This window comes from Acidobacteriota bacterium (assembly GCA_016196065.1).
Classification (GTDB): domain Bacteria; phylum Acidobacteriota; class Terriglobia; order Terriglobales; family Acidobacteriaceae; genus Acidiflorens.
In genome coordinates this window covers 630,904-656,788 of the sequence record JACPYL010000012.1, presented here as the reverse complement: position 1 = coordinate 656,788, position 25,885 = coordinate 630,904, and the positions used below count along the sequence as shown (strand labels likewise).

General features: G+C 57.2%; 24 protein-coding genes. 14 read left to right on the top strand and 10 right to left on the bottom strand.

Annotated elements, in window-relative coordinates:
- Positions 1–110: 110 nt before the first annotated feature.
- The 3 genes from mutM to HY010_15035 all read left to right on the top strand — a co-directional run bounded on the left by mutM (position 111) and on the right by HY010_15035 (position 2,865).
- Entirely contained in the window at positions 111–962 is an 852-nt protein-coding gene (gene mutM / locus HY010_15045; GenBank protein MBI3477047.1) for a bifunctional DNA-formamidopyrimidine glycosylase/DNA-(apurinic or apyrimidinic site) lyase, read from the top strand.
- 129 nt (positions 963–1,091) lie between these two features.
- Entirely contained in the window at positions 1,092–2,123 is a 1,032-nt protein-coding gene (locus HY010_15040; protein MBI3477046.1) for an ROK family protein, read from the top strand.
- A 130-nt stretch (positions 2,124–2,253) separates the two neighbouring features.
- Complete coding sequence (locus tag HY010_15035; protein ID MBI3477045.1) at positions 2,254–2,865, top strand: cupin domain-containing protein; 612 nt, start codon at positions 2,254–2,256, stop codon at positions 2,863–2,865.
- A gap of 72 nt (positions 2,866–2,937) precedes the next feature.
- Here the strand turns inward: HY010_15035 and HY010_15030 are convergent, their stop codons facing one another.
- Complete coding sequence (locus HY010_15030; protein MBI3477044.1) at positions 2,938–3,099, bottom strand: hypothetical protein; 162 nt, start codon at positions 3,097–3,099, stop codon at positions 2,938–2,940.
- A 101-nt stretch (positions 3,100–3,200) separates the two neighbouring features.
- On the opposite strand from HY010_15030, the gene HY010_15025 reads away from it, so the two are divergent.
- Positions 3,201–3,341, top strand: coding sequence for a hypothetical protein (locus HY010_15025; GenBank protein MBI3477043.1), 141 nt, complete (start codon positions 3,201–3,203; stop codon positions 3,339–3,341).
- Positions 3,342–3,476: 135 nt separating this feature from the next.
- A complete protein-coding gene (locus HY010_15020) occupies positions 3,477–4,340 on the top strand; it encodes a hypothetical protein (protein ID MBI3477042.1) in 864 nt (287 codons plus the stop codon).
- Positions 4,341–4,370: 30 nt separating this feature from the next.
- On the opposite strand, the gene HY010_15015 is transcribed toward HY010_15020, so the two are convergent.
- The 3 genes from HY010_15015 to HY010_15005 form a co-directional block, all read right to left on the bottom strand.
- Entirely contained in the window at positions 4,371–4,628 is a 258-nt protein-coding gene (locus HY010_15015; protein ID MBI3477041.1) for a hypothetical protein, read from the bottom strand.
- Positions 4,629–4,756: 128 nt separating this feature from the next.
- Positions 4,757–6,433 (bottom strand): diguanylate cyclase, encoded by a 1,677-nt coding sequence (locus HY010_15010; GenBank protein ID MBI3477040.1) that lies wholly within the window; start codon positions 6,431–6,433, stop codon positions 4,757–4,759.
- Positions 6,434–6,596: 163 nt separating this feature from the next.
- Positions 6,597–7,979 carry a deoxyribodipyrimidine photo-lyase gene (locus HY010_15005; GenBank protein ID MBI3477039.1) on the bottom strand — a complete coding sequence of 461 codons (1,383 nt, stop codon included), beginning with the start codon at positions 7,977–7,979 and terminating at the stop codon, positions 6,597–6,599.
- A gap of 125 nt (positions 7,980–8,104) precedes the next feature.
- Between HY010_15005 and HY010_15000 the strand changes: the two genes are divergently transcribed.
- Complete coding sequence (locus HY010_15000) at positions 8,105–10,564, top strand: endonuclease MutS2 (protein ID MBI3477038.1); 2,460 nt, start codon at positions 8,105–8,107, stop codon at positions 10,562–10,564.
- A gap of 28 nt (positions 10,565–10,592) precedes the next feature.
- Entirely contained in the window at positions 10,593–11,546 is a 954-nt protein-coding gene (locus tag HY010_14995; GenBank protein MBI3477037.1) for an rRNA pseudouridine synthase, read from the top strand.
- Positions 11,547–11,576: 30 nt separating this feature from the next.
- Here HY010_14995 and HY010_14990 read toward each other — a convergent pair whose 3' ends face one another.
- Both HY010_14990 and mtgA read right to left on the bottom strand, forming a co-directional pair.
- Positions 11,577–11,954: a response regulator gene (locus HY010_14990; protein MBI3477036.1), complete on the bottom strand. Its 378-nt coding sequence runs from the start codon at positions 11,952–11,954 to the stop codon at positions 11,577–11,579.
- A gap of 177 nt (positions 11,955–12,131) precedes the next feature.
- Positions 12,132–12,830, bottom strand: coding sequence for a monofunctional biosynthetic peptidoglycan transglycosylase (gene mtgA / locus HY010_14985; GenBank protein ID MBI3477035.1), 699 nt, complete (start codon positions 12,828–12,830; stop codon positions 12,132–12,134).
- Positions 12,831–13,140: 310 nt separating this feature from the next.
- On the opposite strand from mtgA, the gene HY010_14980 reads away from it, so the two are divergent.
- Both HY010_14980 and bamD read left to right on the top strand, forming a co-directional pair.
- Positions 13,141–13,815 (top strand): ribulose-phosphate 3-epimerase, encoded by a 675-nt coding sequence (locus tag HY010_14980; protein ID MBI3477034.1) that lies wholly within the window; start codon positions 13,141–13,143, stop codon positions 13,813–13,815.
- A gap of 85 nt (positions 13,816–13,900) precedes the next feature.
- A complete protein-coding gene (bamD, locus tag HY010_14975) occupies positions 13,901–15,325 on the top strand; it encodes an outer membrane protein assembly factor BamD (protein MBI3477033.1) in 1,425 nt (474 codons plus the stop codon).
- A 132-nt stretch (positions 15,326–15,457) separates the two neighbouring features.
- Here the strand turns inward: bamD and HY010_14970 are convergent, their stop codons facing one another.
- Positions 15,458–15,688 carry a BrnA antitoxin family protein gene (locus HY010_14970; GenBank protein MBI3477032.1) on the bottom strand — a complete coding sequence of 77 codons (231 nt, stop codon included), beginning with the start codon at positions 15,686–15,688 and terminating at the stop codon, positions 15,458–15,460.
- 117 nt (positions 15,689–15,805) lie between these two features.
- Here HY010_14970 and lepA point away from each other — a divergent pair, with 117 nt between their 5' ends.
- Positions 15,806–17,614 (top strand): elongation factor 4, encoded by a 1,809-nt coding sequence (gene lepA, locus HY010_14965; protein MBI3477031.1) that lies wholly within the window; start codon positions 15,806–15,808, stop codon positions 17,612–17,614.
- 66 nt (positions 17,615–17,680) lie between these two features.
- Positions 17,681–18,733, top strand: a complete 1,053-nt coding sequence (locus tag HY010_14960) for an acyltransferase (protein ID MBI3477030.1) — start codon at positions 17,681–17,683, stop codon at positions 18,731–18,733.
- 311 nt (positions 18,734–19,044) lie between these two features.
- Here the strand turns inward: HY010_14960 and dnaB are convergent, their stop codons facing one another.
- The 3 genes from dnaB to mnmG all read right to left on the bottom strand — a co-directional run bounded on the left by dnaB (position 19,045) and on the right by mnmG (position 23,760).
- Entirely contained in the window at positions 19,045–20,433 is a 1,389-nt protein-coding gene (gene dnaB, locus HY010_14955) for a replicative DNA helicase (protein ID MBI3477029.1), read from the bottom strand.
- A gap of 258 nt (positions 20,434–20,691) precedes the next feature.
- Complete coding sequence (locus tag HY010_14950; protein MBI3477028.1) at positions 20,692–21,429, bottom strand: 3-oxoacyl-ACP reductase FabG; 738 nt, start codon at positions 21,427–21,429, stop codon at positions 20,692–20,694.
- Positions 21,430–21,543: 114 nt separating this feature from the next.
- Positions 21,544–23,760: a tRNA uridine-5-carboxymethylaminomethyl(34) synthesis enzyme MnmG gene (mnmG, locus tag HY010_14945; GenBank protein ID MBI3477027.1), complete on the bottom strand. Its 2,217-nt coding sequence runs from the start codon at positions 23,758–23,760 to the stop codon at positions 21,544–21,546.
- Between the two features lie 212 nt (positions 23,761–23,972).
- Between mnmG and HY010_14940 the strand changes: the two genes are divergently transcribed.
- Genes HY010_14940 through HY010_14930 form a run of 3 tightly spaced genes read left to right on the top strand, consistent with a single transcriptional unit; the run spans position 23,973 to position 25,818 of the window.
- Positions 23,973–24,674: an iron-containing redox enzyme family protein gene (locus tag HY010_14940; GenBank protein ID MBI3477026.1), complete on the top strand. Its 702-nt coding sequence runs from the start codon at positions 23,973–23,975 to the stop codon at positions 24,672–24,674.
- 33 nt (positions 24,675–24,707) lie between these two features.
- Positions 24,708–25,412, top strand: coding sequence for a CPBP family intramembrane metalloprotease (locus tag HY010_14935; GenBank protein ID MBI3477025.1), 705 nt, complete (start codon positions 24,708–24,710; stop codon positions 25,410–25,412).
- A 4-nt stretch (positions 25,413–25,416) separates the two neighbouring features.
- Entirely contained in the window at positions 25,417–25,818 is a 402-nt protein-coding gene (locus tag HY010_14930; GenBank protein MBI3477024.1) for a thioesterase, read from the top strand.
- Positions 25,819–25,885 lie beyond the last annotated feature (67 nt).

Genomic DNA, 25,885 nt, shown 5'->3' with positions numbered 1-25,885 from the left:
GTAAGGTCAGAGGTAAAAGGTCCGATTGAAAAGGTAAAAACCGTCAGCGTCATGAGTTCTCACCTCTGCAATCTGACTTCTAACCTCTGCCCTTACGATATCCTGACTCAATGCCCGAACTCCCCGAAGTTGAAACCATTGTCCGCGGCCTGGAAAAGCGAGTCGCCGGAGACACGATCGATTCCGTTTGGATTGGCTCGAGAAAACAGCCTCTGAAGTCGACGGCTGCCAAAATTGCTTCTACGCTGGAGGGCAAACGAATCCTGCGCGTGCACCGGGCCGGCAAGCACATCCTCTTCGACCTCGACGGCCCTGCGCCGGGGGAGAAGCGTACCCGCCGCGCCACGGCCTCTAACAATAACCAACCGGCACAGTGGATCGTCCATCTCGGCATGACGGGCCGCATGACGGTCTGCGAACCCGGCGACGAGATCGCCAAACACACTCACCTGATTGCCAAACTCGCTTCCGGTCGCGAGCTTCGGTTCGTCGACCCACGCATGTTCGGAAAGCTCGGTGTCCACCCCGGCGGATTCGATCCCGGCGGTGTCGAGCCCCTCGAAGTTGGAGAAGAAGCATTTGTGAAATTGTTTCGTGGACGCAAGACTCCCATCAAAAGCGCGCTCCTGAACCAAAAACTCCTGCGCGGTGTGGGGAATATCTACGCGGACGAAGGTTTGTTTCGGGCCGGGGTCCGGCCGCGCCGTCGTGCCTCTTCCTTAACTCGGGACGACCTTCACCGGCTCTACCTTTCCGTACGCGAAGTCTTGCAGGAGGCCATCGCGCTCGGCGGATCCTCCGTCTCCGACTACGTGGACGCCGACGGAGAAGAAGGCTTCTTTCAACTCCAGCACCGGGTTTATGGCCGCGAAGGCGAACCGTGCCTGGTGTGCCGCACCCCTGTCAAACGAGTCGTGTTGATCGGCCGCAGCAGTCACTATTGCGCAAAATGCCAAAAATAGGCCTAGTAGAACGATTTAATATTGACGTCGCCGAAGAGCCCCGTGTACAAAACAGATGGCTTGCCGTCCTTCAAAGGACTACTATCAAGGACTGAAGATCAACGCACTTTTCCATAGAGAATTCAACTTATGAAAGATTTTTCGATCGGAGTCGACCTGGGCGGCACCAACCTGCGGATTGCTGCAGTCGATGTGGATGGCCACCTGGTAGAGAAGGTCACGCTCGGCACAAAAGTTTCACTCGGCCGCGATCATGTCCTGAACGATATGTGTGAGGCCATCCAGCATTTGTCCGGCAAGTACAAGAATTCGTCTGCCCTGCTCGGCATCGGCATCGGCGTGCCCGGCATTATCGACATGGAAACTGGTCTCCTTCGCGAATCTCCCAACCTTCCGGGCTGGGCCGACTACCCCGTACGCGCCGAGATCGAGCGCCGCCTCAACACCAGGGTGATTTTGGAGAACGACGCCAACGTTGCCGCATTCGGCGAGAAATGGCTGGGCGCCGCCAAAGAATATGACGACATGGCAATGCTGACACTCGGTACTGGAGTAGGCGGCGGCCTGGTGATGGAAAACAAGATCTGGCATGGCATGAACGGCATGGCGGGCGAGTTTGGACACACCACCGTCGAGCCCGAGGGGCATCCCTGCGGCTGCGGGAATCGCGGCTGCCTCGAGCAGTATGCTTCCGCCACCGCGATCGTGCGCATGGCACGGGAAGCCATCGCCCAGAACGAATCCTGCACGCTGGCACGCGCTGCGCACACCGATGCGGAGTTCAGCGCGAAATCCATTTTTAATCTCGCCCTGCAAGGCGATGACGACGCAAAACGCATTTACCGCCGCGTGGGACGTGCTCTGGGCATCGTCCTTTCCACCCTCGTCAATTCCCTCAACCTCCCGATTTATGTGGTGGGAGGCGGAGTGGCCAGCGGGTGGGAGGCCTTTGCACCCGCCGTCTTCGAGGAACTTCGGCAGCGCTGCATGGTCTATGCGGCCACTGCACCCGCCGACGCTCTGGCACTAAGTGGAGGAGCCTCCTCGCATGTCGATCCCGGCCCCGGCCGGAAGACAATCATCACGCGAGCCTTGCTGGGAAGCGATGCAGGATTATTCGGCGCCGCCCGCCTGCCGATGATCGCGGAAGCAAAACGCTAGGCCTATCAAGAGAGCAGCGAAGTCCAAGAAACGGCTGGTTGCGTGTACGTGATCGGCCTTCTCATCCGTCCTCTTTTGCCGAAGTGTATTCCACAGGTGCTCCGCGTAGACTCCCCACTAGAGGTGACGCGTGAAATCAACATCAATACAGCGTGCGGTTACGGCGGTCGTAGTAGTGGTCGGGCTGTCCAGTGCGTTCTCTCAATCGAGTCAATCCAACGCAGTTCCAGGCCCAGAGACCAAGGCTAAGCCGCTTCTGTTGGAAAAGGACCAAGGCGAACTGCGAACTCGCCGCGTTCACACTGACTCCAGCCGCCCGGCTTCCTCTCAGTTCATGCTGAAAGTGAGTCCCAAAAACAACGGTTCTCAGCATCTTGTCGCGGGCACCGAGGAACTTGCGCCCGGAGCCGCGATACCGAAGCACAGGCACTTGGATCAGGATGAAATCCTGCTGATTCAAACCGGCAAGGCTCACGTTTGGCTCGGCGACGAGGAGAGCGATCTCCATGCGGGGGGATTGGTTTTTATTCCGGCTCAAACCTGGGTCAGTGCAAAGAACACGGGCACCGAGCCGATCAGCCTGATGTTCATCTTCTCTGCGCCGGGGTTCGAGGATACGATGCGCTGCAATTCTGTCCCCGCCGGTGAAACCCCCACCCCGATCACTCCGGAACAGCAAAGGGACTGTGCCCATCTGGGGCATGCGGAAAATGCCAGTATGCAAGAAAAGCCAGCTAAATGAATGGGATAGGCCTGCTTACAACGGTCATTGATCCAAGATTCGCTGGATGCAGAGGGAAACGCGGTCTCGAACCTATGGAGCAGGTTCCGGCTCTTCGGGCGAGCCATCATCGCCGCCGGCGAGGACCTTGAACATCATGTAGGCAGTCGATGGGATCACGAACAGACAACCCAATAGTCCGATGACGAACATAACCTCAAGCAGGCGAAACACAAAGAGAAACACAACGCTCATAGTGCACACCCCGAATCGCTGCCTCGATTCTACCTCGGAACGCGGGTTCCCTTACGAAATCCTTATGCCCTTTGTGCTGAACTGGGATTTGAGGGCTTCGTATGAACGCCACGATCGTGTTGATGGTTCGCCTGCTGGAAGGAATATTCATCGTGGGCTCAGTAGGCTGCGTTGTAGTGCTGATCTTGACCGCTGTTGAAGACGTCAAAACGCTGTTCGGCCAAGACGATGACGCATCCTAGGCCTTGAGGCCCACTGGGTAGTTGGGAGAACCCGTCTTCCTTGCCGGGACAGTCCTGAGTCGCCACATCACCCCGAGAGTCGATTCGTCGCCTTGTACAATCAGCGCCGACCCCGGAGTCGACGAGATCCTCTCAATGAACATCTCCCGCGCCCTGAAACTCTCGGTATTCTTCGCCGTGATAACGATTCCCGTTTGGTTACAGGGTTCGTCCCCTTATTCCTGGGCGACTTACTATGCTCCCCGGCGCATATTCCCGATCACCATCGATGGCGATCTTTCCGAGTGGGCTTCGGTGCAGGCTTTCACGATGGACCAGGAGAAATTCTTTTTTGTCGGCCAGGGTATGTCGTCGAAATCCTGGGGTGGTCCGAAGGATCTTTCCGCCACCTTCAAGCTGGCGTGGGACGAGCAGTACATCTACGTGGCCGTCCACGTGGTCGACGACAAAGTGACGGAGCCCCACGGGTCGCTGATCCAAACCAATGACACCGGCTCGTGGGATGACGATGGGATCGAGTTGATGTTCGACAATGACGGATCGAATATGGCGCGCTACTACATCGGCGATCCGATGCACCATGAATTTCATTTTGTGTTCAGCGAAAAACATCCCTTCGTCTTCGACAATTTCTGGAAGAACCAGCCGGACGCGACCCAACCCATGTTCACCCTTCCGGACGGCAGTAAAGAACCGCTTGCCTATCCCGACGAGGTAATGGCAAAGAACGATGTGACGGCGGTTTTCAGCAAACCGCCCTACCGGGGAACCTTCGCATTCAAACGAACACCCGATGGCTACAACCTGGAACTGCTGATGGCGTTGCCCGGTGCGCAAATGAAACCGATCCATGCGGGTGGCGCCGCGATCGGGTTCGATCTGGCCGTTAACGACAATGACGCGGGCGCTGGCCCTCTGAAGCAGGAACTACATTGGTCGGGGATGAACGATTTGTTCTGGCGGAACACGGCGTTTTTCGGCAAGCTGATTCTGTATTGATGCGATCACAGTGATTCCAGTGCTGGGCCATTACTTACGAGGTCTGCGGAACTGATTTACCGACAGCACCTCGCTGGTGTGACTGGGATGTTCCCGCTGCACCCGTTCCAGCAAGATCGTGACATCGCCCGTGCGATTTGCCGGCAGGGAGCCGAACATTTCGTAAGCGCATTCGCAACCCTCGATCGGACAGCGCACTCGTTCCGGTGCGGGACCGCTCTTCGACTTCCCAATTTCTCCCTGAAATTTCGGACTGCCGAGTAGATCGATTCGGAAGGATTTTGGCATTCATCTACATTGCCACAACTATCGGAGTTCGAAAAAAAACTTTCTCTCGCGGCAATCGTAAAGTTTGTATTGGGATAGCGTCGGATGGCGGTTTGATCGTGAGCGCGATGAACCGCTCAAATCATTGTTCAGTGCTTACCATCGTGCGGCAGCAAGTTCTCAGGCCCCTTTGTGGCAACCACTCTGGCCTGAGTCTCCTCGCCAGGCTGGTTACCGGAGACTTGACCCCTCTTTTCAGAATGGCACACCGCAGGCATCGAAAGCAGCCCTATTGCCGTGTTGCGGCCAGCATTTTTTGCCTGATAGAGAGCTTGATCTGCCAGGCGGAGAACCTCCTGGCATGAAACGCCTTCCGGTTCTTCGGGCGACCACGGAAACACTGCCCATCCAATCGAGCAGGTTCGGCGTATTCCTTCGGAAGTGAGCTGAAAATTTTCGCCTCCGATTGCTTCCAGGACTCGCTTGGCCAGAATCTCAGCATTCTCCCGATCAGTGAATCGCGAGACGACCAGAAATTCTTCGCCGCCCCATCGGATCAAGACATCGGAATATCGAATCGCGGAGCTGATTCTTGCCGCAACCTGCACCAGGAGAACATCTCCCTGTTGATGTCCGAATCGGTCGTTCACGAATTTAAAATGATCGACGTCGATGAGATAAAAGATCAAATCGCGGTTGCGATTCATCGTGTCACCGCTCGAATAGAAGCGAAGAGCTTGCTGCACGTCCTTGTCGATTGTCGTTGTCAGGAAACGGCGATTGCGCACTCCCGTCAGCGCGTCTGTCACCGAGGCTTCCTGCAGTTCCGCGTTGGCGTGCGCGAGTTCCTTGTCCGCCGTGTACTGTTTTATGGATCGCAATGCTCCGATGAAGACGATCATCGCGAGCGTCAAGCCAAGTCGGTATTGCCGAATTCTATCCGGCGCGTCGCTGAGAAAAACTCCCCAGGCCGCCAGGATCGGAAGACTCATCGCAGCCAGAATGGCGAGGGCTGTCACCCGGGGTTGTCCATGTCCAGCGGGCGTGCCTGTCGGGCTCGCCGTGGATCTCGTATGACTGCCGAGCAGAGCCATCCGCGTAAATAACACGATAGAAAAGAGCAGAGGAATGTCGTAGAGGCAACCTGTGTAGTACACGCCATAGTCAATCGCCACACTGGCAGCAATCGAGGCAGTCGCGTACACGAGGGATGCCAGGAAGATTCGTCCATATATTGCGCGCCACATTCCCACGCCGTTTCGCCAGGCATCAGCGGCTGCGAAAAGTACGACAACATGCCCCGCAAAATACAGCACATCGAAGTTGATGCCGTAGGTGTGGGCATCGGGAATTACGTACTGCCACGGGATGACAAAGAAAAGATAGAGGTATAGCCACCAACTAAAGAGGAGGACGAAATCGAGTGATCGGAGTTGCGATCTCTGTCCTTCCCTGTCAGGACGTATCGCGAGCGCCGCGACGATCGGGACCAAGTGCAAGACGATCGCCACATCCCCGATAAATGGATTTGGCACTTCCTTTCTTAGAATCACTTCGAAATATGTCCACAGCAACTGGGAAGAAAGCCATAACCCTGTACCGATCGACATGAACAGCCAGAAGATACGCTCAGGACGCTCGCCCACACGCATATTGATCGCAACAGCGACCAGGAGAGAAGACAGCAGCAAGGATTGAATCAAGTCTCCAGCTGTGGTGAGAGAGGAAGAAGGCCGCCACGCCAGAGACACGACTAGCGCAAGACACACGCATGCGGAAGCCATCGCCAGCCATACTTTCTGGCCTCTGGAAAGACACACTGTCACATTTGAAATTCTACGGCGATGTAAACACCAACCAAGTTACGAAGGTCATTCAATACTGCTGCAGGGTTGCCTTTTGGTGAGCCCAAAGTCCGCGCAGCCCTCCGGAAGCCTTGCTCCTCCTGGGAATGATGTTGAACCGGCCGGCAAACATGTGACGGTCAAACTAGAAAAGCACCGGCTGATTTTGCTGCTCGATGTATTTCTGGCTGTCGAATTTTCTTCCGGTGCTATGCCCCGACATGTAGCGGATGGTCCCGAAAATTGGCCGGTCGAACCAGGGACGATCGAATTTGCCAACGATCGACCAGGCGATTCCGGAATAGCCGTTGGGATCACGGCCATCGAGTTCGTACTTGTCGTTCAGCGCCACCGCGACGCGATAGGCTTCCGCCGGAGTGCGGCTCCACTCCAGGATTTTCTTGCCCCAGTACATGCGTACGTAGTTGTGCATCCAGCCGCCGTTCACCATTTGACTCTGCGCTGCGTTCCAGAGCGGGTCGTAGGTCTCGGCGTTCTCCAACTGTTTTTCGGTGTATAGGACTGGGCGAAGGTCGGCTGCATGCGCGGCGAGCGAGCGGTGCGCCCAATTTTCACCACTCTCGAAATTGTCGTAGTTGGGATTGTAGGTGACGAAGTTAATCGCCAGCTCGCGCCAGACTAACAACTCGTTGAGGTAGGAATCTTTCGCTGCCTGGGGTGCGTCCGCGTTCTTGACTGCGAGGGCGATGGTGAGTGGGCCGATGTGTCCGAAATGAAGATAAGGAGAGAGGCGGCTGGTGCCGTCGGTTTCAGGATGGTTGCGGCGATGACCGTACGTTTCGAGCTTTTGCTTGACGAACTCACGCAGCAGTTTAAGCGCTTCCTTAGTGCCACCCTTAAATGTGCTCACCGGCTGGACAGTGCGGTCCAGCGTCCAGCCATCGGTGATGTCGAAATCCGGCGCCAGCGAGTGCAGATGCGCGAGAGGTTTCCAAGCGACTTTCGCACGCACGTTGGTCGGATTCACGAGGAACGTGTCCAGGTGCGCTTCGAGCTTCTTGCGAATGATGTGCGAAGCGTATTGTTCTTTTTCAATCAGGCGCGAAGGGACAATGACGTCGGAATCGACCGTCCAGAACGGCACACGCAGCTTCTTCGAAGCCAGGTCGCGCCAGTGTTCCGTTTCGCGAAGCGGATTCTCATCGCCCACAACCAGCGCGGGACGCACTTCCGCACAGAACTTCAAGAGGCTGTGATCGGGAAAGCGTCGTAGGACAAATCCAACGCCGCGTTTGGCGAGCGCTTCGGCGATGTCGGGAATGCCCTCCACGAGGAAGCGGTAGTGACGCAGGTTTGCGTTGGGATAGAACGGGACGGGCGCGAAAAATACGACGCACGGTTTGCCGAGCGCGTTCGCGGCCTCAACGGCGATATCGAGAGCGGGATTATCCACTCCGCGCTGCGAACGCTGCATCCAGTAGACGACGCAGGTGCCGTCCGGGTCGGGCCAGCCGGAGCGGCGGAGGCGGACGCGGTCCTGGACCATCAGCTTGTTCAACACGTCCATACATTGGTTATAGAGGTAAACGTGGGACCCATGCGCATTCTTTGCGCCTATTTAACTGAAAGTTAAATAGTCTTGGATTCTTGTCGCCAAAGGCAATCAGGCCGTTCGTTGTACCATCAAGAAGCATGTCCTTTGTGCCCAATCCGATGCACCACAGCAGCGCGCGTTTGCTGGAATTCGAGACGCTGCGCGAATTGCTGGGGGGCTACGCCTCTTCGCCACTGGGGCGGCGGCGGGTTGCGGAACTGGAGCCGTCACTCGACCGACAGTGGATTGAAACCCAGCACCAGCTTACGACGGAAATCCGGGAGTATCGCCGCGTCGGCGGGAGATTTGAATTCGGTGGATTGCCGGAAGTCGGCAAGCTGCTGGAGAAATCGCGCATTCGCGGTGCGGCCATTGAGACCACTGAGATCCGCGACATCGTGTTGCTGGTGGATCGCGCTTCGGAATGGCGCGAGATTGTAAAACAGCCCCCGGCGGCGATGCGGTCGGAATGGAAAGCGGTGGGCGCGCTGTCGGCTGAGATCCAGGATTTCGGCGAGTTCCTGAAATATTTTCGCAACAAGATCATGCCGGACGGCACACTTGATGACCGTGCTTCGGCAGAGCTAACCCGTATCCGGCGTGAAATTGAGAAACAGAAACGCACGATCCAGGAATCGTTACGCGGATATTTGCGGCGCCTGTCAGACGGTGGATCCCTGCAGGACGAACTCATCACCATTCGCGGGGAACGGTTTGTGATCCCGGTGAAGGTGGAGCAGAAACGCCGCGTGCAGGGCGTGGTTCATGGCGCAAGTTCGAGTGGACAAACGGTGTTCGTTGAACCGCTGGAGACGATCGAGCAGAACAATGAACTTGTCCGGCTGCTTGATGAAGAACTGGCGGAGATCCATCGCATCCTGCTGGAGATGACGCGGAGGATTGGCGAAAATTCCGAAGCGATCCTCGCGGCGGCGAATATTCTTGCGGAATTGGAACTTCAGTTCGCCAAGGCTCGCTTCGCCGAAGATTACAACTGTGTTGCGGTGAGCTTGTGTGGGGACGGGGCACAAACTGGTTCCCGGTTGCTGCTGCATCGAGCGCGTCATCCATTGCTGGAACGAAATCTGAAGTTGAAGAAGGTCGACGTCGTGCCGGTTACGGTGGAACTGGAAGGCAATCGCCGCCAACTGGTCATCACCGGCCCCAACACCGGCGGCAAGACAGTCACACTCAAAACGGTGAGTTTACTGGCATTGATGGCGCAAGCGGGCGTTCCGGTTCCCGCCGACCGCGCAGATATGCCGGTATTCGATGCGATCCTCGCCGATATCGGCGACTATCAATCGATCGAGCAGAATCTCTCGACGTTCTCTGCGCACGTCACGAATATCGATTTCATTTCCCGCACGGCGACGCGAGATTCGCTGGTGATCCTCGATGAACTCGGCTCCGCGACCGATCCCGAGGAAGGTGCCGCGCTGGCGGTCGCGATCGCCGAATACTTTGGCACGATCGGCTGCATGAGCGTGATCTCGACTCATCACACGTCGCTCAAAGTGTATGGGGCGAACACCGCGGGAGTGATCAATGCCTCGGTCGGATTCAACGAGGTCACGTTGCAGCCAACGTACGAATTGAAAATCGGGGTGCCGGGCGCGTCCGCAGGAATCAACATTGCACAGCGACTGGGGTTGAATCCCGCAATTGTCGAATCCGCGCGCGGACGGCTGAGCACGCAAGTGCAGGACGTGGGAAAGTTCCTCGACCGCCTGCATGCGGGGTTGCGCGAGTCCGATACGCAGCGTGCGAAATTGCAGGCGCGCGAGCAGGAACTGGACCGCGAGAAACAGCAACTGGCCGCAGAAGGCCGCAAGGAACAGCAAGCGAAGATTCGCGAGATGGAAAAGAAACTCGAAATGATGTTTCGGGATTTCGAGTATCACGCACGGGAAGCGGTCAATGCTGTGCAGGATCGCGCCGCCGCGCAAAAACTGTCGAAGGATGCGGAACGCCGCATCGCGAAAATGCGCCGCGAATTCCGCGAGCAATTCGACTCCACGGTGGTAGCGGCCGCGACGGGCGCAGACCGGGGCGATCCAAACGCGCAACCCGCCTTGGTGAAGCATGTAGCGGAAGGCGACACGGTGAAGCTCAAGTCCATGGGCCGCGCGGGGGTGGTGAAGAAGAAGATTGATGACAGCCACTTCGAAGTGGAAATCGGCTCGATGAAGATGCGCATCGCTCGCGAAGATATTGCAGAGGTGGTCAGCCGCGTCTCGGATTCGCCGGTGCAAGCCGCCAGGGCGCGGGGCGTTAACGTGTCGTTGCAGGACGACACAAGCGATCTGAATACGCCAACGGAGATTAACGTCATCGGCCAGAACGTCGACGATGCCACGCGCGACGTGGAACGCTTCGTTGACCGCGCCTTTCTCGCCGGAATGCCGCGCGTCCGCATCGTTCATGGCAGCGGTATGGGAATATTGCGCAAGGCGCTACGACAATATCTACAAAAGCATCCGCACGTCGCGACCGTGACGGAGCCTCCGCAGAACGAAGGTGGAGGCGGGGCTACGGTGGTCGAGTTGCGGGTGTGACGGTACTCTTTCTGGTAGTCTGAAATCAATGCCCATCGAACGTTTACAAAAGATCATCGCTGCTGCCGGAGTCGCTTCTCGCCGGAAGGCTGAGGAGCTGATTACGTCCGGACGCGTGCAGGTGAACGGCAAGATGGTCACCGAACTGGGCACGAAAGCTGACTCCGAGCAGGACCACATCCGCGTGGATGGCAAGTTGCTGCGGGGTCCGGAGCGCCATACCTACATCGTTCTGAATAAGCCGAAGGGTTATGTCACGACGGTGAGCGATCCCGAGAATCGGCCGACGGTGATGGATCTAATCGGCGGAGCCAAGGCGCGCCTGTATCCGGTGGGACGGCTGGATTGGGCTAGTGAAGGATTGCTGCTGCTGACGAACGATGGCGCGCTGGCCAACGGGCTAATGAAGGCGTCGTCAAGTGTGCCGAAGGTTTACGTGGTCAAAGTTGCGGGGCAGCCAGACGAAGGGAAGATCGAAAAGCTGCGCAAGGGAGTTTCGATCGCGGAGAAAGGTGGACGACGGGTGCGAACTGCGCCCGCGAAGATTCGACTGATCCGCGAGTCCGACAATCCCTGGTTCGAAGTGACGATTATCGAAGGGCGCAACCGCCAAGTCCGCAAAATGTTCGAAGAAGTCGGACACCATGTGGAGAAGATCCGGCGCGTGCAGTATGGTCCACTGGCGCTCGATGTGCCGCCGGGAGAATTTCGCAGCCTGACGCTGGAAGAGATTTCGCGCCTGAAGGCGGCGGCCTCGGGAACAAAGGTGATCCCGCTAAGCAAGCCAAAAGTATTCCCGCTCAGCAAACCAAAAGTATTGCCGCTTAGCAAACCAAAAGTATTCTCAAGCGAGCGCCCGCAGCGCCATGCACCCGCTAAGAAATTTGCGGTTCGCAAGTCAGTGCCGGGCAAGGTTGGAGCACGATCCAAGGCTCCGCATGGGCGGCCAGCGCCTACGCACTCGCGATCCCGCAGTCGCTAAAGCATTTCCCTCGCTTACAACACCGCAGTGTCATGACGGTCCGACCACCGCCATGGTTCGTAGCCATGCGACCAGATGGGAGAAGGAATCGGGTTTTGAGAAAACGCGGCGGATACCGACCGCCTCCGCTTGTTTCAGTACCTCCGCGTGGGCATACAAGGTGAACAGCACGAGCGTGGTTTTCGGAGCAATTCGCCCGATCTCACGAGCCGCTTCCAGTCCATTCATGACCGGCATCTGGAAATCCAGGATCACGACATCTGGATTGGATTGTCTGACCTGCTCGACGGCGATCCGGCCGTTCTCAGCTTCTCCACAAATATTCAGTTCCGCATTGTCCTCAATCGTTCTTCGCAGCAGGCGCCGGACAGTTGCATTGTCGTCGGCGATGAGGATCTTGAGCGGCATCTGACGTACCCGATCTGCCTTGGCAGGTTGCTGGCCGGGAACGATTCCGAGGGAACGGACGGCAACGAGGGAAGGCTACAGAATCCAAATTCAATGCTATTTAAACGAACATAGGCGGTCGCCGAGGTCGAGGCAATACAGGAAGGAGTGTAGCGTTAGAGATGAGTTCGGTCGCGACTACCAGCCCATCTGGCGCATCCGCTCGAGGATGCGCGTGCTGGCGTCGTTCATGCGGTCGGGCCGCCGCTTCAGGGGAGCCGGCAGAATCGCGGCGAGACGGGCCGCCTGTTGCCGGTCGATATTCCGGGCGGCCGTTCCGTAGTGGTAACGACACGCCGGCTCTGCACCGTAAATCCCCGGGCCCCATTCGACCACGTTGAGGTAAATCTCCAGAATGCGGCGCTTGCCGAGGACAAGCTCGGCCACCGGCACCAGTGTGACCTCCGCCCCCTTGCGGAGGATCGAGCGGCCGGTTCCGAAGAACAGGTTCTTTACGAGTTGCTGCGTAATGGTGGAGGCGCCTCGCGAGCGCCCGCCATCCAGGTCGTCTTCGGCAGCGATTTGGATCTCGTGCCAATCGAACCCATGGTGCTGGTAGAAGCGCGCGTCCTCCGAAGCGACGACCGCGTGCTGGAGATCGGGCGAGATTTGCTCGAGCGGAATGAATCGGTAGCGTTCGTGATACGGCTTGCCCTGAATCCAGGCCTGCAACCGGCGCTGGTCATGCACCGCCGTTGACGGCGGGTCGATCCACCGGGCGGCCAGCAACGTCAGCGCGGCCAGCAACCAAAGGAGTGCCACACCCGTGAGTAGCCATCGAACAAAGAACTTGAGGATTGGGCGGGATCCCTTTCGACGCGGAAGGGCGGGCTGCATATCTGGACTTGCCGTCACCTTCAAGATCATAGCCGGGACTCGCGACTCATACCGGGAAACGTGGGTAGTGGGTCATTTTGAGTCCGCTCGCAGAAGCAAAACCACGAAGGCCACGAAGTTCCGCACGAAGTATCACAAAGGCTTGGGCCAGGATTTCCTTCGTGAACCTTCGTGCGACCCTTCGTGACCTTCGTGGTAAAAGCTCGACAAATTGAGCCACTGCTACCGCTCTTTCGTAGCCTTTCCCTTTGCCCCGCACGTGCTAGAATCTTCGCAGGTTATCTCCTTTGTTAAGTCCAGGTTCCCGGTTTTGATCGAACTTGCACCGTCGATTCTTTCGGCTGACTTTGCTCATCTCGCGGACCAGGTGTCTCAGGCCGAGGCGGGCGGCGGCAGCGTCATCCATGTCGACATCATGGACGGCCATTTTGTGCCCAATTTGACCATCGGCCCTCCGGTCGTGAAATCTCTGCGCAAGGCAACCCGGCTCCCACTCGATTGCCATCTCATGATCGAGAACCCCGACGACTACATAGGGCATTTCGCTGAGGCGGGTGCCAACTGGATCTCCGTGCACCAGGAAGCTTGCCGGCACCTGAACCGGACTCTGCATCTCATCAAGAGTCACGGCTGCCGGGCGGGCGTAGTGATCAATCCTGCGACGCCGGTGGAAACGCTGTCTGAGGTTCTGGATGTCGTGGATTATGTGCTCGTGATGAGTGTGAATCCTGGGTTTGGCGGACAACAGTTTATTTCCTCATCGCTCGGTAAGATGAGGAAACTGGCAGAAATACGCGCGGCCCGCGGATACTCCTATCGAATCGAAGTCGATGGCGGCGTCGCGATGGATACGGTCAGCAAGATAGTACAAGCCGGCGCGGAAATTCTGGTGGCCGGCAACGCAGTGTTCGGTAAAGGCGATCCCAAGGCGAATGCTTCTGCATTGCTGGAAGCCGCCCGCAGCGCCAATTTGCAAAGAGTTTGAACAACAGCTGCTAGCTGCTGGCAAACAAAATCGCTTTGGTCGCTAGCAGCCAGAAGCTAGTAGCCAGCAGCCTTTTGAGGTTTCTATGCGTCGTGTTTTGATATCCGGATTACTCGCGCTCCTGGCAGTTTCGGTAGCCTGCACCAACAAGAAGGTCAGCAATCCGCTCGCGAATGTGGGTTCGAAACAGCCCGACAAGGTCCTGTTCGACCGCTCCATGGACGCGATGAAGCACAACCGCTTCGACGTCGCACGCATGACCCTGCAAACCCTGATCAACACCTATCCGGATTCCGAATTCATCGCCCGCGCCAAGCTGGCCGTGGCCGATTCCTGGTACGCCGAAGGCGGGTCCACCGCTCTCCAACAGGCGGAAATTGAATACAAGGATTTCGGCACCTTCTTTCCAAACATGCCGGAAGCCGCCGAGGCTGCCCTGAAAGTCGCGAACATCCACTTTCAGCAGATGGAAAAAGCGGATCGCGACTACACGCACGCGATGCGCGCCGAAGAAGAGTACCGGCAAGTGATCCTGCAGTATCCCGACAGCAAGCTGCTCAAGGAAGCCAAGCAGCGTCTGCGCGAAGTGCAGGAAGTTCTGGCGCAACGTGAATACAACATCGGACGTTTTTACTATCTGCGCCAGGCTTTTCCTGCAGCGATCGCGCGCCTGCAGACCCTGGTCGACCGCTATCCCCTTTACAGCGGCGCCGACGAAACTCTCTTCTTGCTGGGACAGACTTACGAGGGCGAGATCGCCATGATCAAGTCAAATCCCAAAGTGGCGGAAGGTCCCAAAGCCAAAATGATTGAGGAGTTCGAAAAAGGTGCGGCGGCCGCGTATCGCAAGATCATCCAGCGCTATCCCGCGATGGACCGCGCCCTCGATGCCAAGGCGCGCCTCGAAGCGTTGAATCAGCCCGTGCCCCGGCCTACGCGTGCTGCTCTCGAACTCAATAAGAAGGAAATCGCCAGCCGGCGCGAACCCAGCATGATGTCAAGCGTGATGGGGTCAATCAACAGGCATCCGGATACGGGACGAGCGTCCCGCGTTGGCGAGCCAACCATGACTGATCCGACCCCGGTGAATGCCAAGGACGTCTTGCAAGCGGTTAATCGAGCTATCGGCGGCAGTGTTGGCGGCGACAACAAAGTGAGCGTGCAAACCATCAACGGAACGCCCGCACCGAACCAGGAGCCGCCACGGTCGGATAATCCAGCCGTCACGAATCCGCCGGCTGCCGTCGCACCGCCCGCCGAACAGCCAGCGCCTGCAGAACAGGCAACCGCTGATCCGACACCCAGCGCCGCACCGGATCCCAACGAACTGAAGCCGATCGTTGATCCCACGGCCTTGCCGCCACTCCAGCAGAATAACGAATTGGCAGGCACGCCCGCTGCTCCCGCAACTGCGACGCCCACTACTTCGGCTGCGAAAGACGAAGAACTAGCCGACATCTCCACCAGCAAGAAAAAGAAAAAGGGCTTGGGAAAACTCAACCCGTTCTAGAAAAGTGAGCTGTAGAGACGCGGCTCGCCGCGGCTCCCGGCTGAAACTGAGCCCGCTCAGATTGCGAAGCTGAAAACTACGTGGGTAGTGAATCGTACCTCTGCAATCTGACCTCTCACCTCTGACCTTCCTTCACTCTTCCATCGCTTTTCGCAGCGCCCGATTGATCCTCGTCTGGTAGCCCCGTCCCTGTTTCTTGAACCACGCTAAGACGTCGGCGTCCACACGTAGAGTAATGGGCTTCTTGATCGGCTTGAAGAGTTCGGCCCACTCCGGCGTCTTTTCTTTGGAGCGTTTTCGCTCGTCAGCCGACGCCCGGAGCGTGGTTGCTTTTTTCTTCGAAACTGCTTTCCGTTGTTTCATTTGTCATCACTGTATGTATTGATTAATACCTATATTATCGCACGTACAAATGTTCCACGTGGAACATTTGTCGCAAAAACTTCTGGCCCTCTGCACCTGTTAGAATCAACGTATCCCATGGAAGCAACACGCATCAGAAATTTTGCAATCATCGCGCACATTGATCACGGCAAATCCACGCTCGCCGATCGACTGCTGGAACTGACCGGATCCCTCGCCATGCGCGAAATGCAGGAACAGGTCCTCGATTCGATGGACCTGGAACGCGAACGCGGCATTACGATTAAGGCCCATGCCGTCCGCATGTTGTACCCCGCGCACGATGGCGAGATCTATCAACTCAACCTGATCGACACTCCCGGGCACGTAGATTTTTCCTACGAAGTCTCGCGCTCGCTGGCCGCTTGCGAAGGCGCATTGCTGATTGTCGATGCTTCGCAAGGAGTCGAAGCGCAAACGCTGGCGAATTCCTATCTCGCCATCAATCATGGACTGGAAATTATTCCGGTCATCAACAAGATTGATTTGCAGAGCGCAGATATCCCGCGCACGAAAGAGATGATCGAGAGCGCGGTCGGTCTCGATGCCACCGACGCTTTGCTGATCAGCGCCAAAACTGGGCAGGGCGTACCCGATGTCCTCGAAGCGATCGTCAAACGAATCCCGCCTCCAAAAGGCAAGCCCGAAGCCCATCTTCAGGCGCTCCTCTTCGATTCCTGGTTCGATCCCTATCGCGGAGTTGTCGTGCTGGCTAGGGTTTTTCAGGGCACGTTGAAAAAAGGCCAGAAGATTCGCCTGTGGTCAAACGGACAGGTGTTTCAGGTGGAAGCGCTTGGTGTGCTCACGCCCAAGCCGGTGGAGATTGGTGAGCTGGTCGCAGGAGAAGTTGGATTCATCATCGCGAATATCAAGAATGTGGCCGATACGAAAATCGGCGACACGATTACCGATGATGATCGGCCGGCGATCGCGCAGTTGCCGGGATTTGAAGACATCAAGCCGATGGTGTTTGCGGGACTCTACACGGTGGACGCCCATGAACACACTCGCCTGCGCGAGGCGCTGGAAAAACTCCGGCTCAACGATTCCTCATTTTTCTTCGAGCCGGAAAGTTCAGCGGCATTGGGATTTGGATTTCGCTGCGGATTTCTGGGACTGCTCCACATGGAAATCATCCAGGAGCGGCTGGAGCGCGAGTACAACCTGGAACTGATCACGACCGCTCCGGGCGTTCGTTACCAGATTACGAAGACGGATGGCAGCAAAATCGAAGTTGATAATCCTTCCCGCTGGCCGGACCCAAGTGAGATCGCCAAGGTCGAAGAACCGGTGATTCTAGCGGTGATCCTGACCAATGAAGAATATGTCGGCGGCATCTTGAAGCTGGTGGAAGAAAAGCGCGGCAAGCAGAAAAGTTTTGAGTATGTGAGCTCGGCGCGCGTGATGCTGCAGTATGAGTTGCCGCTGAATGAAATCGTGCTCGATTTTTATGATCGGCTGAAATCGGTCTCGCGCGGCTACGCTTCGCTCGACTACCACCTGTCGGGCAATTGGGAATCGCCGATGTCGAAGCTCGACATCATGGTGGCAGGCGAGCCGGTCGACGCGCTCTCGACCATCATCCATCGTGATTTCGCATATGAACGCGGCAAGGCTCTGGCGGTGAAGATGAAACAACTGATCCCCCGCCAGATGTTTGAAGTAGCAATCCAGGCGGCGATCGGCGCGAAAATCATCGCTCGTGAGACGGTGCCAGCGATCCGCAAGAATGTAATTGCGAAGTGCTACGGCGGCGACATTTCTCGCAAGAGAAAACTTCTCGAAAAGCAAAAAGAAGGCAAGAAGCGCATGAAGCGCATTGGCCGGGTGGATATTCCTCAGGAAGCATTTCTCGCCGTGCTGAAAATCGGCGAAGGCAGTAGTTAGCCGGCACGCCGTTGCCAAGCGATGCTCCGGTTGATAGTCTGAGGCGGAATTTTTCGCGGAGCTTTTTTGCCAACGCGGCTGTCAGCCAATCTGGATCTCCTACGCGCGGTCGCTGTGCTGCTGGTCCTGGCACAGCATCTTCTGGTTCGTTTTCACTGGGCTGATGCGCTGCACATCGGCGCTCCCACCATGGGGACGTTTGGCGTTTATCTTTTCTTTGTCCACACCTGCCTGGTGTTGATGTACTCGATGGAACGCAGTCACTTGAACGGCCGTGCCCTGGTTGAAAATTTCTATATTCGCCGCATCTTTCGCATCTACCCGCTCAGCATGATTGCAGTTCTGGCCGCGGTCGCTCTGCACCTGGATTCGATGGCGAATGGCATTACCGGGCTTTCGCACGTGGTGGCAATTCCCACGGGACGCATCATTTCTAATTTGCTATTGATCCAGAATGTGATCAAGCCCGGATCGATCGTCAACGTGTTGTGGTCGCTCCCCTACGAAGTGCAGATGTACGTCTTTCTTCCGTTTTTATTTCTGTGGATTCGCGGAAAGCAAAATGCATTGCGGATGCTGGGTGTGCTGTGGGTGATCGCGGTCATCGTGGCCATCCTTTACAAGCAGATTGCCGGGACCTTTCCGTGGGACCGAATTGGGCTGGTGCTATTCGTGCCCTGTTTTCTGCCGGGCGTGATTGCGTTTGTTCTGCCGCACATTCCAAAATTCAAATCCATTTTCTGGCTTCCTTTCCTTTTGATCCTGGTGGGCGTGTACCTGCTTGCTCCGCTCAATCGAGCGGCCTGGGTTCTCTGCCTGATCCTTGGAGTTGCGATTCCCTACTTCGGGGAAATACAAACCTCCTGGTTGCGTTGGACGAGCCACTGGATCGCGACGTACTCCTATGGGATTTATCTGTCGCATCAATTTTGTATCTGGCTGGTGGCGGACGTCTTCAGTTCGTGGCCGGCGTGGATCAAGTTCCCGATGCTGGCCGGATTGCTGATTGCGATCCCGATTGTGCTGTATCACACCGTCGAGAAGCCGATGATCGCGGTTGGGATCAGCGTTGCGGATTGGTGGACGCGGGGCGCGCCGGAACAGGCCAATCCGGCGTAAGAAGCAGGAGCGGGAAGATGGCCGCGAAAATTCGCGATTTCAGGGCTTTCCGGCGTAGACGCTTGATTCCGAAATGTGCAAATCCTAATAATTGTGACGAAAGTGTAGACCCCGGACCGCTTTAGTTAACACCCGCGCGGAGTGTGGTTAACCAATTTAGAAACATGCTCTTAGGTCACGGGCAGGGGGTGCGGGAATGACCGACCACTGGGTCGGTTATGGATTGTTACAGAACGGGTCCTTAGCATCCACAACATTTTCCACAGGTGGAGGGGCGCCGAACTTGGCCCGTGGGATGCCTCTTTCAGGGCCTATTCTCCGGGCTCGTTATTGCCTTCAGCCATGTTGGCAAAGCGGGTCGAATTGTGAAGGAAAGCGAGGTCAAAACGGCCGATCGGGCCGTTGCGTTGTTTAGCAATGATGATCTCGGCGCGGCCTCGGAGCGCGAGGTCGTCCTGCTTGTAGACCTCTTCGCGAAAAATGAACATCACGAGGTCGGCGTCCTGCTCGATGGAGCCGGATTCACGCAGATCCGAGAGCTGCGGACGGTGGTCGCCGCCGCGGCTTTCGGGAGCGCGGCTTAACTGGGAGAGCGCGAGCACGGGTACTTCCAGTTCCTTGGCGAGAGCTTTCAGTCCGCGCGAGATGGAAGAAACTTCCTGCGTACGATTTTCGAAACGCTTGCTGCCGCCCGACATCAGTTGCAGGTAATCAACGACGAGCATGTCGAGGCGTCCCTGGGATTGTTTGAGGCGGCGAGCCTTCGCACGCATCTCGCTGATGGAAAGTCCAGGCGTGTCGTCGATGTACAGTTGCGACTGCGACAACTCCTCCATGGCGCGCACAACTTTCTGCATATCATCACGCCACAGGGATCCCGTGCGCATCTTCTGCGCGTCGACAATCGCTCGCGAACAAAGCAGACGTTGCAGCAACGCTTCGCTCGACATTTCGAGCGAGAAGATGCCGACAACTTTTCCGTCATCGATGGCAGCGTTCTCGGCGATGTTCATCGCGAACGCAGTTTTGCCCATGGAGGGACGAGCGGCAAGAATCACGAGATCGGCCTTCTGAAATCCGCTGGTCATCTCGTCGAGGTCGGTGTAATGCGTGGCGAGGCCGGTGATGCGCTGGCCGCGTTGCAGAAGAGCATCGACCGATCCGAAGGAGTTGCGAACAATTTCCGTGATCCCCTGAAAGCCTTTGCCAATGCGCTTTTCGGAGAGTTGAAACACAGCCGCTTCGGCTTCGTTGAGAATTTCGTCCGCCGAGTCAGCCTGTTCGGAAGCTTTGGCAATCGCGGAGTTCGCGACGTGAATCAGTCCGCGGAGAATGGCTTTGTCGCGGACAATCTTGACGTAATGTTCGATCGATGGGCGATCGGGCACGCCGTCGAGCAAGCTGGAAACGTATCCCACATCGCCGATGGCCTGGAGTTCCTTGCGGCGGTCGAGTTCTTCGACGAGCGTGATGATGTCGATGGGCCGGGACGACTCGGCGAGATCGATCATGCGGGAATAGAGACGGCGATGCGCGTCGATGGAAAAATCGTCGGGCTTCAGGTGCTGTGCGGCGTCGTTATAAGCCTGATTGTCGAGCAGGATCGCGCCCAGGATCGAACGTTCCGCTTCGACGTTCGCCGGCATGCGGCTGATGGTTGTCTCTAGGGTCGCCACGATGTTTAAGTGAGTGCGTTGCATCGTATCCCTTTTGCGCCTGTGGAAGTTCGGTGATGGCGATGGAAAACTCGTCCGAAATCAGATTTATTTTTATGCTTCCATTGCAGGATGCCGGTGACGAGATTCAGTCACCATCAGCGGAGTATGCCACAGAGCGAAGAAAAAGAGAAGGTCGAGATACGGCCCAGCTACAAGTCCCGGCATGATCATGCTCCTGACACAATAATCAGCCGCCTTGCTTGCCGGACTGAAGTGGCGCGCGTTGCAAGAGGGAATAAATCAGATTACAAAGCCGCCGCTCACGTTCAGCGACTGGCCGGTAATGAATGACGCTTCCTCCGAGCAGAGAAAGACAACGCCTTTCGCGACGTCGTCAGGCGTTCCAAGTCGTCCCAGGGGATGGCGGCTCAGCGCATTCTCCCTTGTCTTCGGGTTGCCCAGGTGCTCCGCGGTCATATCGGTTTCCACGTAGCCGGGGGCGACGGCGTTGACGCGGATTTTTCGCGGCGCCAGTTCCAGCGCCCAACTCTTTGTAAACGAATCGACGGCTGCTTTGGTCGCGCTGTAGAGGCTGCGTCCACCCGCAATGCCGACCCGGCCGGCGGTGGACGAAATGTTCACGATCCGCGCGTCGTCGCGCAGTTTGGGCATCGCCGCTTGCGTGAGCCAGAACATGCCCTTCAGATTCACGCTCAGAACTTCGTCGAGGAGTGCCTCGCTCGTGGACCCAAGCGGCGTAGGTTTCCAAATGCCCGCATTGTTGATGAGAATGTCGAGGCTATCGTCTGCGAGCGACGCGACCATTTGGGAGATTGAATCCGCAGAGCCAAGGTCGGCCTGCACCAAGGTGGGTGGCCGCGACAGCATGGCGCGTACTTCCTCGGCGGCGGTGCGGTTGCGGTGGTAATGGACGATCACTCGCGCCCCGTTCGAATCAAGAGCCCGGCATATCGCTCGGCCGATGCCGCGCGATCCGCCGGTGACTAGGGCGGTTTGGCCTTCCAAGTTGTTGGGCATAGATCGAGATGATTCTAAACTCTCGATGGCGGAGTACTTCGGTGAGTGCCAGTCAAATCCAGAATGTAGGCCTGCGCGCGAATATTGCGTTTCTAGTGAGTTTGATTGGACGGGTTACAGCGCGGACGCCTGTTCGCGGCGCTTCGCTTGAATTTCGATAAAGACGTTGATGAGCGACACGGCGGCGGGAGTTACGCCGGGAATGCGGGAGGCTTGTCCCAGGGTTTGCGGCGTTACATGGCCCAGTTTTTCCTGCATCTCGCGGGAAAGGCCGCTAACGGCGCGATAGTCAAACCATTCGGGGATGCGGCGCTGTTCGGATTTCTTCAGGCGGTCGATGGCACGTTGCTGCTGGTCGAGATAGCCGGCGTATTTTATTTCGGTTTCGAGGGATTTGAGTTCGTTGCGGACGGACGACGAAATCTTAACCACGGAGGTCACGGGGTTCACGGAGGAAGACTCGTCAAAAAAATCTGGCGCGAGTGTGCGCAACGCGGGAACCAGAGTTTCGATCGTGATTTCAGGGCGCTTCAGGAGTTGCGCAAGAGGTTGGCCCAGAGTGGCGCGCAGAGAACGGGAGGGCACGGCTTCAGCCGTGCTAATAGCGCTCCCCATGAATTGGGCTTCAGCCCCGGCGGCTAAAGCCGCAGTCGAATCAGGGAACTTTGCGGCACGACTAGAGTCGTGCCCTCCCGTTTCGGGTGATTGGCTCCCAGGCTCTGCCGAAATCAGGTCGAGCATGCCCGATGTAAATCGCGTCTTCTCCAACAACGCGCGCATGCCTTCCAGACGCTTCTGCTTGGCGTCGAAATCGGACCATGCCTGGTCGTTGATCAGACCGACGCGGCGTCCGTAGGGAGTGAGGCGGCGGTCGGCGTTGTCGATTCGCAGGTGCAAGCGGAACTCGGCGCGGGACGTAAACATCCGGTACGGCTCGTTCGTGCCTTTTGAAATCAGGTCGTCGATCAGGATCGCGGTATAGGCTTCGGTGCGATCTAGGATCAGCGGCGGCTCCGCTTTGACTTGCAGGGCAGCGTTGATTCCGGCCATCAGTCCCTGGCAGGCGGCTTCTTCGTATCCGGAGGTGCCGTTGATTTGCCCGGCGAGAAAGAGTCCGGAGATTTTCTTCGTCTCGAGCGTGCGATGCAGTTCGGTGGGATCGATCGAGTCGTACTCAATGGCGTAACCGGGCCGCATCATCTCGGCGGTATCGAGGCCGGGAATCGACTTGAGAATCGCCAGCTGCACGTCAATTGGCAGCGACGTGCTCATGCCGTTCACGTAGATCTCGTGCGTGTTCAGGCCTTCCGGCTCGAGGAAGAGTTGATGCGTGAGTTTGTCGGGAAATTTTACGATCTTGTCTTCGATCGAGGGACAGTAACGCGGTCCGACGGATTGAATCTGCCCGCTATACATCGGCGAGCGATGAACGTTTTCACGGATGACCCTGTGCGTTTCTTCGGTGGTGAACGCGATGAAGCATGGGACTTGCGTGTCGTGATGCGCTACGCGTTTGGTACGGAAGCTGAAGGGCGTGGGATCAATGTCGCCGGGTTGCTCGGCGAACTTCGACCAGTCGATGGTGCGCCCGTCGAGGCGGGGCGGAGTGCCGGTCTTGAGGCGGCATCCACGCAGGCCGAGATTCTTCAATGCTTCGCCGAGTAGGACGGCGTTCGGCTCGCCAGAGCGTCCAGCAGGATATTGTTGTTCGCCGCAATGGATGAGCCCGTTGAGAAACGTGCCGGTGGTGATGATGACGGCGCGCGCAGCCACGCGGCGGCCGTCGCGCAGGGCTATACCCCGGATGATGCGGCCGCCTAGAGCGTCGTTCGCTGTTCGCCCTTCGCTGTTCGCTCCTGCACATCCTTCGCTTCGATCGGGATGACTGTGCTGAGGAGGATCCGCGAATGGCGAAGGACGATCGACCAACGACGACTCCAGAATCACATCCGCTACTTCAGCCTGCTTGATGCTGAGATTCGGTTGCGATTCGAGAACTTCCCGCATTTTCAGGCGGTAGGCTTGCTTGTCGCATTGCGCTCGCGGCGACCAGACGGCGGGGCCGCGGGAAGTATTGAGCAGGCGAAACTGGATTCCCACCGCGTCGGTAATCTCACCCATGATGCCGCCGAGAGCGTCGACTTCGCGGACGAGGTGTCCTTTTGCGATACCGCCGATGGCGGGATTGCAGGACATCTGCGCGATCAGATCGACGTTCAAGGTAAAGAGGGCGGTCTTCAGTCCCATGCGCGCGGAAGCCATCGCGGCCTCGCATCCGGCATGGCCGGCGCCGACTACGACCACATCGAAATGTTCGTTGAACGGCTGCATTGAGGCGATTCCCAGGGTCCACAACAAGGAGGGAAAGCTGTGCATCGATTGTAACAATCTTCGGTGGACAGGGGTTGTTTGGGCCTTCGTAAGAGAAAAGCGTGCCGCAAAATAGATTATGACGCCCGGTATCTCGGTACGTCTCAACGGTTTTGGGAATACCTTGTCAGACCGGCGGACCGTCCGTAGAATGAGGTACTCCTGAGGTGACTATGAACTGCGCTACTTTTCTCTCTCGACTCGACGAATCCATTCATAAATATGATTTACTTTGCCATCCTTTCTACAAAGCGTGGTCAGCGGGTGAGCTGACGCGCGACGATCTGCGGGAATATGCCGAAGATTATTACCATCATGTGGAAGCGTTCCCCATGTACCTGGCGGAATTGGGTATCCGGCTGGAAGATGGCGATCTGCGCCGCGCCGTGCTTGCGAACATGACGGACGAAAAAGGCGGCGAGAATTCTTTTGGCGAACCAGAAACTTCACACGCGGAGTTGTGGCTCGACTTCGTCGAGGGCATGGGCGGACGACGGCTTCCTCATCGTCAGCCGATCGCTGAGATTCGCGCGTTGATTGCGCATTTTCAGGACGTGGCGGCAGAAGCGACTCCAGAAGAAGCGCTCGCGGCGTTTTATGCTTACGAGTCGCAGGTGCCACGGATTGCAGCGGAAAAAGATCGCGGCCTGCGCGACCTGTACGGCGCGGACGCGAAGACTCGCACCTACTTCACTCTGCATACAACTGCCGACGTCTATCACTCGCAGGTCTGGCGCAAGCAGTTGGAGAAGCGCGTTCAGGCGAATCCGGAAACGGCGGAGAAAGCTATCGCGGCGGCTGAGAATGCTGCGAAAGCATTGTGGCGCGCACTCGACGGGATCGAGGCGCGGCGGCAGTCGAAAGTCGCAGCTTAGATCAAATTCACCGCATTGCGGAGCCCCGTTTCGATGCCAACCACCGAACTGGGATTCTTTGGCCAGCAGTTCATGATCTGGGTGTTGATTTTAATACCCGGATTTGAAATTTTCCGCTACATCCAGACTCGCGGGAAGAAGGCACCCCGTCCCTATCCATTCCGTCATCGCCGCGCGGTTGTGGGACAGGTCGTGTTTCTGGTCGTCACGCTTTTGGCCGCGCGGGAGGAGCGAGTGTCGCTTCTGTCGGGTCCATTTCCCAGCGCGATTTTCTGCGTGCTGGCTGTTGTCACTTTGGCAATCATGGGCCTACGCTTGCGCCACGTGCGGGCCAATCTGAGTCCACTGTGGTTGGAACGAGCTCGTCTGGTTCTTCCCGATCATCCTTCACAAATACCGTGGTGGGTAGTAATTTCCGCGATGGCCGGGATTTCGGAGGAATGCGCCTATCGAGGCCTGGCCATGCGATTCCTGACTGGCAACAACGGCTCGTTCTGGCTTGCTTTGTCGCTGTGCGTACTCGCATTCGCGGTGGCGCATGCAATCCAAGGGTGGCGCGGAATTCTTACAACTGCCGTCATGGCTCTTCTTATGCATGCGCTCGTGTATGCAACTAAGTCTCTTTACCTGGCTATCATGGTGCATGCGGTTTACGATCTAATGGTGGGGTTGATCGCCTTGCCGATCCTCTGTAAATTCGCGAAACAGCAGGAACTCAAGCAGGGGGTGGTGGTGTAGGGCTATGGCGGTTCCGATTCCAATCCGTGCGCGCGCTGAGGCTCGGGAGATTGTTGAACTCAAGCACACTTTGTCCGCGCATCATCCGGAACTGCCTCCGGTGTATTCCACTCCTGACATGATCCGGCTGATGGAGACGGCGTGTTTCAAAGCGCTCCAGCCATATTGTGACGAAGGGGAAATCACAGTCGGCATTTCGATCCACGTGGAACACCGTGCTGCCAGCGGCATCGGAATGCAGATACGAGCGACGGCCGAACTGGAATCGTTCGATGGACGGTTTTACATCATGCGGGTCGAGGCGCACGACGGAGTGCAGGAAATCGGGCGCGGAACGGTTGGCCGCGCGGTGGTGCATGTTCCGAGTTTTGTCGAGCGCATGAAAAAGAAAGCGCGCGGCGAGTAGACCAATCTCGCGAACCCAGCAATCAACATTGGCGGAAAGTGAAACCGACCGGCCATTCCTGACATCA